The following is a 15,321-nucleotide window of genomic DNA, read 5'->3' as shown; positions in this document are numbered from 1 at the left end:
TTTCCCTGCTCCTCTACTCGGCTGAATCGTTCCATGAGGCCATGCGCTCCACGAGGCCCAGCGTGCGAGTAATGGGGCCGGGTAGGGCTCTCTTGAGTTGCCACAAGACTTTGGCATCGAGTTGGGGTACTACATAAATTTGTCCGCGATCGTGCGCGTTCAACGTCGTTCGAGCAACGTGCTGTGGCGAAATGCCGGTCCATTTCATCAGGTTGGCCGCGAGTCTTGCAGCCGCCTCGTCGATTTGAGGATTGTTGACGATGTTCGTCTTCACGAAGGTGGGGCAAAGCACTGTGACGTTGATGTCAGTACCGCTCAGTTCGGCCGCCAATGTCTCCGACAGAGCGAGCACCCCGGCCTTGCTCACGTTGTAAGCCGCCATCCGAGGGGCCGAGCCAAAGCTCGCTGCCGACGCCACATTGATGACTCCGCCATGCCCATTGCTGCGGAGCCGAGGCACAAAAGTCTCGCAGCCGTAGATAACGCCCCAGAGGTTGACAGAAATCGCCGCGTTCCAGTCCTCGATCGACGTCGCGCCGATGCGGTTGCCGCCCGCACCGATTCCGGCGTTGTTGATGACGAGGCTCGCAGCCTTCTCGAACCAGTCTTCGCTCACATCAGCGAGGTTGCGGACCTGCTCAAGATCGGTGACATCGCATTCGATGTCGAAGCCCTCGCCGCCAGCCTGCCTCACCAACTCTGCCGACTCTTTTGCAGTGACGGGATCTTTGTCGGCGCACACCACGCGTCCACCTCGGCGCGCAAGCTCCACGGCGAATGCGCGGCCGATACCGCTTCCTGCGCCCGTGACGACTGCATCGGCGCGGTGCGTTCTGCCTGGTGCGCCGCCGAAGGGCAGCAATCTCATCCGTCTGCCTTTCGGGTCGCGACATGGACGTCTGCTGTGGGGAAACTCTCATCTGGGGGCACCAGCCACCATTGGTGTCGCATGCCACCAGTTTGGTGGTGGAACGAGCACCTTGTCAAGATGGAGAGGTGCGGTCGAGAAACAAGCGCTGGGGTGGTCGGACCGGGGCCGAGCGTCGTGCCGAGCGACGGCAGCAATTGATCGAGGCCGCAACCGAGATTTGGAGTGAGAGCGGTTGGGCCGCGGTCACTATGCGCGGCGTATGCGCCCGCACAGGGCTGAACGATCGATACTTCTACGAGGGCTTCAAGACGCGCGATGAGCTGCTCGTTGCTGCGTGGGATGGCGTCCGCAATGACATGCTCGGCGAGGTCGCCGCGCTCTTCAACGAGCGTGCGAATCGGCCGCCGATCGAAACCATCACCGCGGCGATCACCATCGTGGTCGACCGGATCGCACGCGATCCCGGCCGGGCACGCATCCTCCTCGCTCAGCATGTCGGTAGCTCACCGCTACAAGACCGCCGCGCCGTGGCGCTACAGGAAGCAACGCAGTTGGTCGTTGAGGCAAGCCGGCCACACCTCCGACAAGATGCCGACGAGATAGCCCTTCGCATGGACACCCTGATCGCTGTCGGGGGATTCGTCGAAGTCATCACCGCCTGGCACTCCGGTTTGCTTGCGGTGACCGAGAAAGAAGTGGTCGCGCACACCAGCAGACTTGCTGAAACCCTGGCTCAACGCTATGTCATCAGCGACTGATCGAGGCTCACAACAGGCCAGCCAGCCCCGTGGCGATCGCTGCGAACCGCATTTGCGGGTCCGACCGCCACCTTCACCGGCCACCGAGCACCGAATCCGTGAGTCACCGACGCGTCGCACCCTGTTCGGAAGGAGCGACGCAGGAACGGTGCTCCTGCGTCGCCGCACTTCCGCATCTTTGCTATCCCGACGAAGCGATAACTCGCTGTGAACCGTCTTGGTCGAACAGTTCTTTGCTCCAATGCTCCAGGACCGCGGCGCTGTCCCAATCATCAGGATGGAAACCCGGGCGATTGTAGGAACGGAAACGCCGCAGCGCATCGGCGGTGAACATCGGGGTGCGACTAAAGCGGTACAGACTGCGCACCAGGGTGACCGGGTTATATGAGGCTCTATCAGCGGCCATAGACAAGGCAGTCTGCAGAATGAGCTCGCCGAACAGAATTACTGAAGCGATCCGCATGCCCCGTACACGGGTGCGCTCGGTTGCTCCCACCAGCCGATAGACATCAAAGGCAACCGCTTTGTGCTCCGACTCCTCGAAGGCATGCCACAGCAGAATCGGTCGAACCTCTGTCTGGCCGATGAGCTTCTGGGCGTCTTCGCTGGTAAGAATGATTTCTGCCAGCGTAGCGGTGTAGTGCTCCAACGCGGAGGTCATGGACAGCCGCATTTCCGGCGAAAAGCGCCGTTCCAATCGCTTGATCAAGCGTCCGACATGACGGTCGATTCGCGCGGTCGGATAACCCATGACCTGGAGTCGCTCGTTTAGGAGACGATGCTGGTGTCGATGTGTGGCCTCTTGTCCGATGAAACCCTTGACCGCTGTCTCTAGTTGGGGATCGTCGATGGAACTCTGGAAGTTCCTGACCGAGCGGATGAAGAAATCCTCGCCTTCCGGGAACGTCGCAGAAAGCACCGAGATGAAATGGCTCATCACCAGGTCGCCATCGACAAAATGTTGCCGCTTCGTGGAGGTCGGCATCGGAAACCGAACGCGCCTGGGTTTTGGCAGCACCCGGGTCGGGGTCGGGGCTTGATCGTCCGACATTTGAGGTCCTTCCTCGAAGTTTGGATCTGACTTTATGCCTTGTCAGATAAGACTGCCAGACTGTAGGACATGAGTCCAGCACGTGTCTATGGCGGGCTGTCCGCAACTCAACGCGATGCACAGCGTCGCGTGATGTTGATTGATGCCGCGGTCTCAATCATGGGCACCCACGGAGCTACCGCGTGCACCGTGACCGCCGTGTGTGCGAAATCAGGAGTGACGAGCCGGTACTTCTACCAACAGTTTCGCGATCGAGACGCGCTCTTGCGTGCGGTATTTGCCAAGATCTCCACTACCTTCCAAGCGGTGATAACCAGCGCCATTCCGGACGACACGGTTGCTCCTCAAGAACTGGCTTACGCTCCGATCAAGGCCCTGGTTCAGGTGATCGAGAACGATCCCCGCATGGCCCGCATACTGTTTGTCGAGTCGGGCGCAGAACCCCTCCTTCGGCAGCTGCGAAGCGATCTGATGACCGATTTTGCGGAGCTGGTGCTCAGAGAGGCCCGCTTGCACCTCGATATACCCAGCGATGTGCTCCAAGTCGCAGATCTCGCCGCTACCTACGGTGTCGGGGGCCTGTTCGAGATACTCCGTCGCTGGATAGATGGACAACTGAACCTCTCGACTGAAATGCTCATCGAGCACTGTGCGGGTTTTCTCGGCATTCTCGGCCTGTATACCCTCGGACAGGCGCCTGATCAGGCCGCTCCGCCGCTGGCCAAAGCCGAGGAGACCCGATAGATTCTGGCCGACCGGCGTTATGCACTACTCGGTTGGCTGAAGGGCATGGCGCGACACTGACAATCGCTGCGGGTGTTCACCCGAGATCGCGAACCGTAGACTCCACGCGCGCCGGACGAGGAACTCGATACGACCTCGCACGGGCCCTGTGTGCCGTCCCTCCCCAGTCAATTCCTTCGATCGCTCGATCTGCAGCGAACGCACCGCTTCGATCCTCGCCATTCGACGGAACCACGGCGCGGAACAAATCCGACGCCCGCCTGCGCCGTTGTCACCTGATGTTAATTGCGGCTAACATCAGCGCCTAGTAGATCGACGTCGATGCTCGCCCGGAAGGAAAACTTTGGTACAGGTCCTGCCCGATCGGGTCGACGACACCGCGCCCGGCTATCTCAAGAACCGCGAAGGACTGAGCGCGCAACTCGACACCATCGCGGAGCAACTGGCGCTGGTCAACGGCGGCGGCGGCGCGAAATACGTTGCGCGCCACCGTAAGCGGGGCAAGCTGCTTGTCCGCGAGCGCATCGAGCTGATGCTCGACCCCGACACGGCGTTCCTCGAACTATGCCCCTTCGCCGCCTGGGGCAGTAAGTTCCCCGTCGGCGGTAGCGTGGTGGTAGGCATCGGCGTGGTCGAGGGCATCGAGTCGATGATCATCGCCCACGACCCCACCGTCCGCGGCGGCGCATCGAACCCTTATACCTTCCGCAAGGTGTTCCGCGGCATGGCCATCGCGCGGGAGAACCGACTGCCCATCATCAACATCGTCGAATCTGGCGGCGCCGACCTGCCCACACAGGCAGAGATCTTCGTGCCCGGCGGACAGCTGTTCCACGACTTGACCCAGCACAGCGCAGCGGGGCTGCCGACACTGGCCCTGGTCTTCGGCAACTCGACCGCGGGAGGTGCGTACGTCCCGGGCATGTGCGACTACGTCGTGATGGTGCGCAACCGTTCCAAGGTGTTCCTCGGCGGTCCGCCGCTGGTCAAGATGGCCACGGGCGAGGTCTCCGATGACGAGTCGCTCGGCGGCGCCGACATGCACGCCCGCACCTCGGGGCTGGCCGATTACATGGCCGAGGACGAGCAGGATGCGATCCGCATCGGCCGTCGCATCATGGCGCGGCTCAACTGGCGGAAGAACGGCCCCGGACCCACCACGCCGCCGCACCCACCGGTGCACGACCCCGATCAGCTGCTCGGCATCGCGTCGGTCGATCCGAAGGTGCCCTTCGACCCCCGCGACGTCATCGCCCGAGTGGTCGACGGCTCGGCCTTCGACGAGTTCAAACCTCTCTACGGCACGTCACTCGTCACCGGCTGGGCCTCGATCCACGGCTTCCCGGTCGGCATCCTCGCAAACGCACGGGGCATCCTGTTCAGTGAGGAGGCCGAGAAAGGTTCGCAGTTCATCCAACTGGCAAATCAGATCGACACCCCCCTCATCTTCCTGCAGAACACCACCGGTTTCATGGTCGGTGCCGAGTACGAACAGGGCGGCATCATCAAGGACGGCGCCAAGATGATCAACGCCGTATCAAACAGCACGGTCCCCCACGTGACCATCACCATGGGTGCGTCCTACGGTGCCGGGAACTACGGCATGTGCGGGCGATCGTACTCACCGCGTTTCCTATTCGCTTGGCCTAACTCGAAGTCGGCCGTGATGGGTCCGGCGCAACTGGCCGGAGTGCTGTCCATCGTGGCGCGCGAGTCCGCCGCCGACCGCGGGCTGCCCTTCGACGAGCAGGCCGACGCCCAGATGCGCGCCGCCGTCGAGGAACAGATCGAGCGCGAATCCGTCGCACTGGCCAACAGCGGCCGACTTTACGACGACGGGATCATCGATCCCCGCGATACGCGGACCGTTCTCGGGTTCTGCCTGTCGGTGATCCACAACGGCGAGGTCCGTGGCCAGCGTGGCTACGGCGTGTTCCGGATGTGATGGCGATGCCCAAGATCCGCAAGGTCCTGGTCGCCAACCGTGGCGAGATCGCGCGGCGGGTGTTCCGCACTTGCCGCGATCTCGGGATCGCCACCGTCGCGGTCTATTCCGACGCCGACGCCGACGCGTGGCACGTCGCCGACGCCGACGAGGCCGTGCACCTTCCCGGCTCGTCTGCCGCCGAGACCTACCTCGACATCCACCGGATCATCGCCGCTGCCTCGCTCACCGGCGCGGACGCAGTACACCCCGGCTACGGCTTCCTTTCGGAAAACGCCGGGTTCGCGCGCGCCTGTGCCGCCGCCGACCTCGTCTTCATCGGTCCGCCGCCCGGGGCGATCGACGCGATGGGCTCGAAGCTGCAGGCCAAGAAGACGATGTCCGACGCGGGGGTGCCTGTGCTGCCCGGTGGCGACACGACGGGGCTATCGGCCGAGCAGCTGGCGAAGCTGGCCGCCGACGTCGGCTACCCCGTGCTGGTCAAGGCCAGCGCCGGCGGCGGTGGCCGAGGCATGCGCATTGTCGCGTCGCCGGACGAGCTCGACGAAGCGGTCACCTCCGCTTCGCGTGAGGCCGCCGCCGCGTTCGCCGACGGCACCGTCTTCCTCGAGCGTTACGTCCAGCGCCCACGCCACGTCGAGATCCAGATCATGGCCGACACGCACGGAAACGTCGTCTCTCTGTTCGAGCGCGAGTGCTCCGTGCAGCGTCGACACCAGAAGGTGATCGAGGAGGCGCCGTCACCGGTCGTCGACGACGCGTTGCGCGCTCGGATGAGCGAGGCCGCCATCGCCGCCGCGCGCGCCGTCGGCTACGTAGGCGCCGGGACGGTCGAGTTCGTCTACGACGCCGCTCAGGATGGCAAAGCCGACTCCTTCGCCTTCCTAGAGATGAACACCCGGCTGCAGGTCGAGCACCCGGTTACCGAGCTGATCACCGGCCTCGACCTGGTGCGTGCCCAGCTGCTCGTAGCCATGGGCCGCCCGCTGCCTGAGGAGATGCACAACCCGCGAATTCGCGGTCACGCGGTCGAGGCCCGGCTGTGCGCCGAGGATCCGGCCGATGACTACCGGCCCTGTACCGGCACCCTGCGCACCTTGGATGTCCCGGCGCTTGCCGGCGTGCGGGTTGACTCGGGTTTTCGTGCCGGTTCGGTCATCAGTCATTACTACGATTCGCTGCTGGCCAAGGTCATCGCGTGGGCACCAACGCGCGACGAGGCACTTGCCAGCCTCTCGGCGGCGCTGGCCGGCGCCCGTATTCACGGCGTGACCACCAATCGCAACCTGCTTGTTCGCGTCCTGCGCCATGACGAGTTCGCCGGGCGGGGCACCGACACTGGGTTCCTTGACCGACACGACGTCGCCCAACTCGGCGCTGCCCTCCCAGACACGCAGTCCGAGCGCCTGCACGCCGTCGCGGCGACCGTGGCCGGGGTGGCCGCGCGGCGTGCCGTCGCAACTCTGCAGGCCACGTTGCCCGCCGGCTGGCGCAACAACCCTTCGCAGCCGCAGACCACAACCTGGCAGACCCAGGGCGGGCGCGAAGTGCGCGTCGGGTACACGTTAGGTTCGACAGGGACCTGCCTGCAGGTCGACGACGAGCCGTTGGCCGACGTCGAGGTTGTCGAGGGCAGTAGCGAGCGGGTGGTGCTGCGCGTCGACGGGGTGCGCCGCACTTATGATGTCGTCCTCGACGGCGATGTTGCCCACCTCGACTCGGTCGCCGGCTACTCCGCCCTGCGGCTGGCGCCACGCTTCGTCGACCCGAGCACTCTGAACCCGCCCGGGTCGCTCACCGCGCCGATGCCGGGCTCGGTGATCCGACTACCGGTCGCCGAGGGCGAGACGGTGTCAGCCGGTCAAACGCTCGTCGTCCTGGAGGCGATGAAGATGGAGCACACCGTCGCGAGCCCGATCGACGGGGTGCTGAGCGCCCTGCCGGTCCAGGTCGGCCATCAGGTCTCGAGCGGTGACGTCCTCGCCGTGGTCGAGGCGGTGGACGGCGGTGAAGTGGCGTCGGACGCCACGGAGCTCTAATGAAGCCGGCGCGCTCCCGATCGGTGGCGCGTCGATACCGATGTGAGGAGTGTCATGGAATTGCACGAGACAGAGGAACGTCAGGACCTGCGCAAGGCGGTCGCCGAGATCGCCAAGGACTTCGGACACGAGTACTACCTGGAAAAGTCGCTGGCCGGCGGGAAGAGCACCGAGCTGTGGCAGGCCGTGGGCAAACAGGGCTTCCTCGGGGTGAACCTTTCCGAGCAGTACGGCGGCGGCGGCGGCGGCATCTACGACATGCAGATCGTCGGTGAGGAGCTCGCCGCGGCGGGCTGCCCGCTGCTGATGACCGTCGTCTCGCCGACCATCTGCGGCACGATCATCCAGGCATTCGGCAGTGAGGAACTCAAGCAGCAGTGGCTGCCGGGCATCGCCAGCGGCGAGACGATCATGGCATTCGCGATCACCGAGCCGGACGCGGGCTCGAACTCGCACAACATCTCCACGACCGCGAAACGCGACGGCGACGACTGGGTCATCAACGGCACCAAGTACTACATTTCTGGTGTCGACGAAGCCGAAGCGATCCTGGTCGTCACCCGAACGTCTACCAACGACAGTGGTCGCGGACTACTCAGCTTGCTCGTCGTGCCCACCGATGTCCCCGGGCTCACCAAGTCACTCATCCCGGTGCAGGCGGTCACTCCAGAGAAGCAGTTCACTCTATTCTTCGATGACGTCCGCGTGCCGGCCGCCAACCTTATCGGCGCGGAGAACGAGGGCCTGCGCCAGGTCTTCATGGGCCTGAACCCGGAGCGAATCATGGGGGCGGCGCTCGGCAACGGCATCGGTCGCTACGCGCTGGATAAAGCCGCCGATTACGCCCGCAACCGCCACGTGTGGGGAACGCCGATCGGCTCGCACCAAGGCGTATCGCACCCGCTCGCCCACGCCAAGATCCAGGTTGAGCTGGCCCGGTTGATGACTCAGCGTGCCGCCTCCCTGCACGACGCCGGCGATCCGGGGTCGGGTGAGGCGTCGAACATGGCGAAATATGCCGCAGCCGAGGCGGGCATCCTGGCGCTCGACCAGGCGATTCAAACCCACGGCGGCAACGGCATGGCCACCGAGTACGGCCTCGCCACGTTGTGGGGTCCGGCCCGGCTCATGCGCACCGCGCCGATCAGCCGCGAAATGATCCTCAACTTCGTGGCGCAGCACAGCCTGAAACTGCCCGCGTCCTACTGAGTCGCCGCGGAATGAAAGGGAATCGAATGCAACTCGGCATCGGTCAGTGGGTGAGCCGGCGCGCCTTCCTCAACGGCGGGCGCACCGCGTTGATCAGCAACGGCGCGCACATCACCTACGCCGACCTCGATCGGCGCACCAACCAGGTCGCCGCCGCACTCATCGCCCTCGGCGTGCGCAAGGGCGATCGGGTCGCGATGCTGCTGGTCAATTCGACCGAGTTCATCGAGGTGCTGCTGGGCTGCGCCAAAATCGGCGCACTTGCAGTTCCGCTCAACGTGCGCCTTGCCGGACCCGAGATCGGCTACATCCTGGCCGACTCAGGCGCCGATGTTCTGGTCTTCCACGAGCCGTTCGCCGCGCAGGCCAGGAGCGCCGTCACCGAGTCCGGAGTCCGCGTGCGCCATGTCGTGCGCGCCGGTGGGGTGCCGGCGCCGGGCGAGCTCGGCTACGAAGACGTCGTCTCGGGCGCCGCGCCCGAACCGCTCAACGGTGACGTCGACGGCCGCGACCCCGCGTTCATCATGTACACGTCGGGGACGACGGGCCGACCCAAGGGCGCGATCCTCACCCACGACAACCTGCTATGGAACGCGATCAACGTCCTCGGCACCGACATCGGCCTGCGGGGCGAGGACGTCACCGTCGCGGTGGCGCCGATGTTCCACATCGGCGGGCTGGGAGTACACACCCTGCCGCTGTTGTACGTCGGCGGCACCAGCGTGATCATGCCGTCCTTCGAGCCGCGAGCGACGTTACAGGCGATGGCCGACCACCACGTCACGGTCCAGTTCATGGTGCCGGCCATGTGGACCGCACTCACACAGGTGCCCGACTTCGACTCCTTCAACCTGTCTGCGCTGCGTTTCGCCATGGGCGGCGGGTCGCCCGTCCCCCTCACGGTCATCGACTTCATGCGCGAGCGAGGCGTGCCCTTCACCGAGGGCTTCGGCATGACCGAGACCGCTCCCTTGGTGACCGTCCTCGACGCCGAGAACGTCAGCACGCGGGCCGGGTCGATCGGCCGCGTCGCAATGCATGTCGACGCCCGCATCGTCGACGACGACGACCGCGACGTCGCGACCGACACCGTGGGCGAACTGATCGTGCGCGGCCCGAATGTGTTCACCGGCTACTGGATGAAGGCCGAGGCGAGCGCCGAGGCGTTACGCGGGGGCTGGTTCCACACGGGCGACCTCGGGCGCATGGACGCCGAGGGCTTCATCACCCTCGTCGACCGCAAGAAGGACATGATCATCTCCGGCGGCGAGAACGTCTACCCGATCGAGGTCGAGCAGGTTCTCTTCCGCCACCCGGCGGTGTTCGACGCCGCCGTGATCGGCGGTAAGGACGCGAAGTGGGGCGAACGCGTCGTCGCGGTCGTGGTCGCCGACCCGGCGACACAGGCGCCGAGCGCCGAGGAGATCGTAGCGTGGTGCCGGGAGCGGCTGGCACACTTCAAGTGTCCGCGTGACGTGCACTTCGTCGCCGAACTGCCGCGCAATGCCACCGGCAAGCTGCTCAAGACCGAGCTGCGCGCGCAGTTCACGGGCATCGAGGGCGGAGTCGTTTTGCGCTGAGTCGTGCCGCTGCACATCGCGGGTTCGAAGCAGGGCCCCTAAATCATGAACTGAGAAGAGGATGCGACAGCATCGGCGGGGGCTAGCGGTTTCGTTCACCTCCCTTGATTTGGTGCGGCGGGTGCCGACGCAGGCAACCCCAGCGCCGGTAGGATCCCAGCCCGGCCCAGCGGATCGGACGGCGAACAACGTAACCACAAATCGACAGGAGGCCTGAAAGTGGCCGGTTTGCGCCGCAAACTGCTCCTCGAGGCCGCCGCCGACCTGTTCGCGCGGCAAGGCTTTCACGCCGTGGGCATCGACGACATCGGTGCCGCAGCAGGGGTGAGCGGGCCGGCCGTCTACCGGCACTTTCAGAACAAGGACGCGATCCTGCGCGAGTTATGCGACGCCGCCATGACTGAGCTGCTGGCCGGCGCCCGGCGCGCCACCAACGCCGGCACACCGACGGAGGTCCTGCACGCCCTTGTCGACCTACACGCGGCCTTCGGCGCGCGACGACGCGGCCTGTTGGCCGTCTACGCCCGCGAGCACCGCTCGCTGTCGCCGCTGGCGACCCGTGCCCTGCGACGCCGACAGCACAGGTACGAGTCCTTCTGGGTCGACGCGCTCGTACGAGCACGGGGCGATCTGGACCGTGAGCGCGCACAGGGCCTGGTCGCCGCCGTGCTGTCATTGCTCAACGCGTCCGCGTACATGCCGGCGTCGCTGGACGACGCGACGATTGAGGCGATGCTGGCCGCCGCGGCCGTTGCGGCGCTGTTCAGCCGCGCGGTTACACAGCAGGTAGACGGCGCCCCGCACCGGATTTAGTGTGTGTCGAGCAGCGATTCGGGAACGTCCACCACTCGGGATCGCACGTACTCCCCGAGCCCCTTGGCCTGCGCGTCCGGCCGGGTCGAGGAGGCCACCCCGTCACCGAGCAAGCCGTGCACCACCACGTTGAGCGCGCGCAGGTTCGGCAGTTCGAAGCGCTCGATGCGCAGGTGCGCCGTCTCCGGCCCGAGCAGTGTGCGCAGCCGCTCGACGCTCAGGTACTCGCGCGCCCACGCGTAACCGGGGTCGTCGCGTGCCCACAGTCCGAGGTTGGCGTTGCCGCCCTTATCTCCGGACCGCGCACCGAGTACCGACCCGAGCGGCGCGAGCCGCGTCGGCCCGGATGGCGCCGGCAGCTTCGCGGGCGGGGCGATCCCAGCCGGCGGGACCGCACCGGTCGGCGGGTCAGGGATCACGTGCCGATTGCCGTCGGCGTCGACGAGCACGTGCGTGAGGGCCGAGCGCGGAACGTAGGCCGGCCGGTAGACGCCGAACGCGGTCTCCGAGGACGGTGGCGTGGTGGTGTGGAAGCCGGCGAAACCAGCCAGGGCGATCTCCATGACCCCGCCGGAGAAGGCTCGGCCCACCTTTCGCGGGTCGGCGTCCTTCACCGTCACACGCAGGTGCGCGCAGGCTTGCTCGTTCGTCGGCGCATCGGAGACGTCGAAACGCAACAGTCGCACGTCGACTTCGTCGAAGGCGTCGCGTCCGCCGAGAACGTCGAAGAGCTGCTGTTCGGCGAAGGCCGCCTTGGCCTCGATGTCGAGGCCGGTGAGCACCATGGTCATCGTGTTGCGGAAGCCGCCCACCTCGTTCAGCGCCACCTTCAACGTGTCCGGCGGCGGACTGCCTTTCGTACCGCTGATCGCGACACGGTGCTCACCCTGTTGAGCCAGGCGAATGGTGTCGAAGTGGGCGACGACGTCGGGGCCGAGGTAGGCAGGTTCAGCGATCTCGTAGAGCAGCTGGGCGGTGACCGTGCCGACTGAGACCAGTCCCCCGGTGCCGGGATGCTTCGTGATCACCGAAGAGCCGTCCTCGGCGACCTCGGCGATCGGAAACCCCGGGTAGCGGCGGTCGGTGATCTCGTCGAGGAACGCGTAGTTGCCGCCCGTCGCCTGAGGGCCGCACTCGATCACGTGCCCGGCGACGACCGCACCCGCGAGCCGATCCCAGTCGGCGCGTGCCCAGGCGTGCCACCAGGCCGCGGGACCGACCACGAGGGATGCGTCGGTGACCCGGCCGGTCACGACGACGTCGGCGCCCGAATGCAGCGCCTCGGTGATGCCCCAGGCGCCGAGGTAGGCGTTGGCCGACACCGGTTTGATGTCGCCGACGGGCGGCGTGATTGCGTGGAGGTCGCCACGTAGGTCGTCGCCCTCGACGTGCGCGACGCGCGCGGTGAGGCCGAGACGTGCGGACAGCTCGCGCAACGCGGCGGCCAAGCCGGCGGGATTCAGCCCGCCCGCGTTCGCGACGACCTTGATGCCACGATCGAGACAGGTGCCCAGCACCTGTTCCATTTGGGTGAGGAAAGTCCGCGCGTACCCGCCGGACGGGTCTTTGGCCTGGGCCTTGGCCAGGATGAGCATGGTCAGCTCGGCCAGATAGTCACCGCACAGGACGTCGATCGGTCCGCCCTCGACCATCTCGCGGGCTGCGGCGATGCGGTCGCCGTAAAAGCCGGAGCAGTTGCCGATGCGGACCGGGACGCTCACCGCTGACCCCCTGCGAACTGGCCCGCCACGCGCCCGCCGCCAGGGGGCCCCGCGAAGGCCTGGGCGATCGCGAGCCACTGGTCGGCCAGCGGTCCGTCGGCGACCAAAGCGGTGTCGTCGCGGTGGCGGCGTTGGGTCACCAACAGGCAAAAGTCCAGCGCCGGCCCGCTCACGCGGTTGGCGGCGTCGGCTGGCCCCCACGTCCAGACGCTGCCGTCCGGAGCGGTCAGCTCGACGCGTACCGGGTCCGCGGGGAGGTCCAGACCGTTGGCCAGGTAGCTGAAAGCGCGCGCACCCACCCCGATGTGGGCCACGTGCCGCAGCCGTGCCGTGGCCTCGCGGGTCGCGCCGAGCGCGTCGACGATGTCCTGGCCGTGCGCCCAGGTCTCCATGAGTCGCGCTGTCAGCGACGAGACCGCGCTCATCGTCGGCCCGAACCACGGCAGGCGGGTCGCCGGGGCAATGTCCGCGAACGCCGCAACGAGGGCTGCACGCGACGTGTCGAACCACGCGAGCAGGTCGGCAGCCGGCATTTGACGGTAGCGCTCAGCGATGACGTCGGGTGAGATGCTTCCGTCGGCCATCATCGGCAGGTAGTCGCTGCTGAAACCGTCGGGGTCGGTGGCCGAGCGCACCGCCACGTCGTCGAAGAACGCCAGATGGCTGATCTGGTCGCGGATCGCCCAGCCCACGGCCGGAGTCGGCGCGTCCCAGCCGCGCGGACCTTCGGGCAGCGGTGCGATGAGTTCGCGCAACGCGGCCGTTTCGGCTTCGATGTCGGCGATTACCGACTGCATGGTCACCGCCATGTCAGCGTCCCTTCCACTGTGGTGCGCGCTTCTCGCGGAACGCCGTCGGGCCTTCCTGCGCGTCGTCGCTCAGATAGACCGGCTCCCATATCTCGTCGGCCAGGTCGTAGGCGGCGGCGAGGTGGTGCTGTGCCGAGAGGTACACGGTGCGCTTGGACGCAAGCACCGATAGCGGTGCGTTCGCGGCGATGCTGAGCGCCAACTGCCGGGTACGCTCGCGCAACTGATCGGCCGGCACCACCTCATTGACTAAGCCGACCTGGTGGGCGCGCTCGGCGGTGATCGGGTCGCCGGTCAGCAGGATCTGCATGGCAACGCGTGGGGGCACCAGCCACGATAGCGGTGCCGCCCACGGCGACCCGCGGCCGACTTTGACCTCGCTGACGGCGAAGGTCGCGTGTTCGGCAGCCACGACCAGGTCGCACTGCTGCGCGAGCAGGAAGCCCCCGGCGAACGCGACACCGTTGACGGCCGCGATCGTCGGCTTCGCGACATCGATGTTGCGGCCGAACTGCGGAGCGAAGTCCTTCGGGGGCACCTTGAGCGCGTTCTGCGCCATCTCCTTCAAGTCCCCGCCGGCGCAGAACGCCTTATCGCCCACGCCGGTGAGGACGAGCACCTTCGCCGCGTCGTCGTCATTGAAGCGGCGTACCGCGTCGAAAAGCCCCGTGCGCACAGCGTTGTTCAGCGCGTTGCGCGCCTCGGGCCGGTTGATCGTCAGCCAGGCCACGCTGTCGACGACCTCGTAGCGAACCGGTTGCTCGGCCACCGAGCCTCCGTCCCTCACCGTCGCCTCGCATGTGAGTGGCAGCTCACCCCGGCACCTCGACAAACGGGTCGGCCAGCTCAACGGTGGCTTCACTCGGCACGCACGGACCATCTTCGCTCGAGACGAGCAACTCGAGGTCGACGAGGCGCCGTCCGCCATCGTCGCGTTTGGCCACGACCTTGCCGCTCAGGGTTGCGGTCTGGCCCGGATAGATCGACCGGATCATTGAGATTCTGCGGCGCCGGATGAGCGCGTCGGGTCCGGCCCATTCGTTGAGGCCGCGGTCGATGAAGCCATGGAAGAAGAGGGTTGACAGGTAGATCGTGCGCTGGCCCTGGCTGCGCGCGTAGTCGGGGTCGTGGTGACCGGGGAACCAGTCCCATGTCGAAGCCGCGTTCATGCAGATGCGCTTGTAGCTGATCTCGATCGAGACGGGCGTCAGGGTGTCGCCGACGGCGATGTCCTCGAACCGCACGGGGACGCGGACCATGCTGCGCTCGGTGGAGTCGTTCATGATGCGCCTTCACTATCGGCGGTGTCGTATCGGAAGAGCACGTTGGTGTTGCGGCCGATGACCTCACCGTGCTGGTCGGAGAAGGTGCTCACCGTGGTGATGAACACACCGGTGCCCACCCGCGTCGTCTTGGGCTCGGAGATCGAGGCGATCTCCTCCACGATCGACACGTGATCGCCTACCCGGGGCCGGCGTTCGAACTCCGTCGTCGTCGAGGCGTTGATGATGTGGTGGCCCGGCAACGGGACGCTGAGCGCGAACATCATGTCGGCACGCGCTAGGTACCCGGGCACCCACTGCGGCGCGAAGCCGAGGCTCATCAGCAGCCCGGGCGGGCAGTCCTCACCCTCCCAGTAACGGGGGTTCGCGTCCTCGACGAGCGAGCAGTAGTACAACACCATCGAGCGGTCGATCGGGAACCACGCATGCCGCGGTTCGGAGCGATGACCGACCCACGCCCGGCCTTCGTCGAAGGTCCCGAACGTCATCCCGAGGCCG

Annotated in this window: 14 protein-coding genes; 7 read left to right on the top strand and 7 right to left on the bottom strand. The window is 66.2% G+C overall.

The features are described 5' to 3' along the window. Positions 1-13: 13 nt before the first annotated feature. Positions 14-868, bottom strand: a complete 855-nt coding sequence (locus ACWDUN_RS05770) for an SDR family NAD(P)-dependent oxidoreductase (RefSeq protein ID WP_449925694.1) — start codon at positions 866-868, stop codon at positions 14-16. A gap of 197 nt (positions 869-1,065) precedes the next feature. Here ACWDUN_RS05770 and ACWDUN_RS05765 point away from each other — a divergent pair, with 197 nt between their 5' ends. Further along, positions 1,066-1,629 (top strand): TetR/AcrR family transcriptional regulator, encoded by a 564-nt coding sequence (locus tag ACWDUN_RS05765; protein WP_005131302.1) that lies wholly within the window; start codon positions 1,066-1,068, stop codon positions 1,627-1,629. Between the two features lie 181 nt (positions 1,630-1,810). On the opposite strand, the gene ACWDUN_RS05760 is transcribed toward ACWDUN_RS05765, so the two are convergent. After that, complete coding sequence (locus tag ACWDUN_RS05760; RefSeq protein ID WP_011560583.1) at positions 1,811-2,680, bottom strand: metal-dependent hydrolase; 870 nt, start codon at positions 2,678-2,680, stop codon at positions 1,811-1,813. Positions 2,681-2,749: 69 nt separating this feature from the next. Between ACWDUN_RS05760 and ACWDUN_RS05755 the strand changes: the two genes are divergently transcribed. From ACWDUN_RS05755 to ACWDUN_RS05730, 6 genes are all read left to right on the top strand, one after another. Beyond that, entirely contained in the window at positions 2,750-3,424 is a 675-nt protein-coding gene (locus ACWDUN_RS05755) for a TetR/AcrR family transcriptional regulator (RefSeq protein WP_011560584.1), read from the top strand. 343 nt (positions 3,425-3,767) lie between these two features. Further along, positions 3,768-5,369, top strand: a complete 1,602-nt coding sequence (locus tag ACWDUN_RS05750; protein WP_011560585.1) for an acyl-CoA carboxylase subunit beta — start codon at positions 3,768-3,770, stop codon at positions 5,367-5,369. A gap of 5 nt (positions 5,370-5,374) precedes the next feature. Further along, entirely contained in the window at positions 5,375-7,408 is a 2,034-nt protein-coding gene (locus ACWDUN_RS05745) for an ATP-binding protein (protein ID WP_005116476.1), read from the top strand. A gap of 54 nt (positions 7,409-7,462) precedes the next feature. After that, entirely contained in the window at positions 7,463-8,617 is a 1,155-nt protein-coding gene (locus ACWDUN_RS05740) for an acyl-CoA dehydrogenase family protein (RefSeq protein ID WP_011560586.1), read from the top strand. Between the two features lie 26 nt (positions 8,618-8,643). Next, on the top strand, positions 8,644-10,197 hold the full coding sequence (locus ACWDUN_RS05735) for an acyl-CoA synthetase (RefSeq protein ID WP_011560587.1): 1,554 nt from the start codon (positions 8,644-8,646) through the stop codon (positions 10,195-10,197). Between the two features lie 219 nt (positions 10,198-10,416). Then, on the top strand, positions 10,417-11,010 hold the full coding sequence (locus tag ACWDUN_RS05730; RefSeq protein ID WP_011560588.1) for a TetR/AcrR family transcriptional regulator: 594 nt from the start codon (positions 10,417-10,419) through the stop codon (positions 11,008-11,010). Here ACWDUN_RS05730 and ACWDUN_RS05725 read toward each other — a convergent pair. The 5 genes from ACWDUN_RS05725 to ACWDUN_RS05705 are packed head-to-tail and all read right to left on the bottom strand — an operon-like array spanning position 11,007 to position 15,311. Beyond that, positions 11,007-12,731 (bottom strand): acyclic terpene utilization AtuA family protein, encoded by a 1,725-nt coding sequence (locus ACWDUN_RS05725; RefSeq protein ID WP_011560589.1) that lies wholly within the window; start codon positions 12,729-12,731, stop codon positions 11,007-11,009. The genes ACWDUN_RS05730 and ACWDUN_RS05725 overlap by 4 nt on opposite strands. Further along, complete coding sequence (locus tag ACWDUN_RS05720) at positions 12,728-13,540, bottom strand: TIGR03084 family metal-binding protein (RefSeq protein ID WP_011560590.1); 813 nt, start codon at positions 13,538-13,540, stop codon at positions 12,728-12,730. The genes ACWDUN_RS05725 and ACWDUN_RS05720 overlap by 4 nt, the downstream gene beginning before the upstream one ends. A gap of 1 nt (position 13,541) precedes the next feature. Then, the gene (locus ACWDUN_RS05715; protein WP_011560591.1) at positions 13,542-14,309 is read right to left on the bottom strand and encodes an enoyl-CoA hydratase/isomerase family protein; all 768 of its coding nucleotides are present in this window, start codon (positions 14,307-14,309) and stop codon (positions 13,542-13,544) included. 43 nt (positions 14,310-14,352) lie between these two features. Beyond that, positions 14,353-14,823 carry a hotdog family protein gene (locus tag ACWDUN_RS05710; protein ID WP_011560592.1) on the bottom strand — a complete coding sequence of 157 codons (471 nt, stop codon included), beginning with the start codon at positions 14,821-14,823 and terminating at the stop codon, positions 14,353-14,355. Beyond that, positions 14,820-15,311 carry an FAS1-like dehydratase domain-containing protein gene (locus ACWDUN_RS05705; protein WP_017205330.1) on the bottom strand — a complete coding sequence of 164 codons (492 nt, stop codon included), beginning with the start codon at positions 15,309-15,311 and terminating at the stop codon, positions 14,820-14,822. Before ACWDUN_RS05705 ends, ACWDUN_RS05710 begins: the two co-directional genes overlap by 4 nt. Positions 15,312-15,321 lie beyond the last annotated feature (10 nt).

This window comes from Mycobacterium sp. NPDC003323, assembly GCF_053589535.1.
Note: the sequence above shows the minus strand (reverse complement) of the source record. Positions and strands in the feature narration are given on the sequence as shown.

Coding starts and splice junctions, on each gene's coding strand:
- ACWDUN_RS05745 (WP_005116476.1), top strand. CDS start 5,375: ATGCCCAAGATCCGCAAGGTCCTGGTCGCCAACCGTGGCGAGATCGCG.
- ACWDUN_RS05705 (WP_017205330.1), bottom strand. CDS start 15,311: ATGACGTTCGGGACCTTCGACGAAGGCCGGGCGTGGGTCGGTCATCGC.
- ACWDUN_RS05710 (WP_011560592.1), bottom strand. CDS start 14,823: ATGAACGACTCCACCGAGCGCAGCATGGTCCGCGTCCCCGTGCGGTTC.
- ACWDUN_RS05735 (WP_011560587.1), top strand. CDS start 8,644: ATGCAACTCGGCATCGGTCAGTGGGTGAGCCGGCGCGCCTTCCTCAAC.
- ACWDUN_RS05720 (WP_011560590.1), bottom strand. CDS start 13,540: ATGGCGGTGACCATGCAGTCGGTAATCGCCGACATCGAAGCCGAAACG.
- ACWDUN_RS05760 (WP_011560583.1), bottom strand. CDS start 2,680: ATGTCGGACGATCAAGCCCCGACCCCGACCCGGGTGCTGCCAAAACCC.
- ACWDUN_RS05755 (WP_011560584.1), top strand. CDS start 2,750: ATGAGTCCAGCACGTGTCTATGGCGGGCTGTCCGCAACTCAACGCGAT.
- ACWDUN_RS05770 (WP_449925694.1), bottom strand. CDS start 868: ATGAGATTGCTGCCCTTCGGCGGCGCACCAGGCAGAACGCACCGCGCC.
- ACWDUN_RS05740 (WP_011560586.1), top strand. CDS start 7,463: ATGGAATTGCACGAGACAGAGGAACGTCAGGACCTGCGCAAGGCGGTC.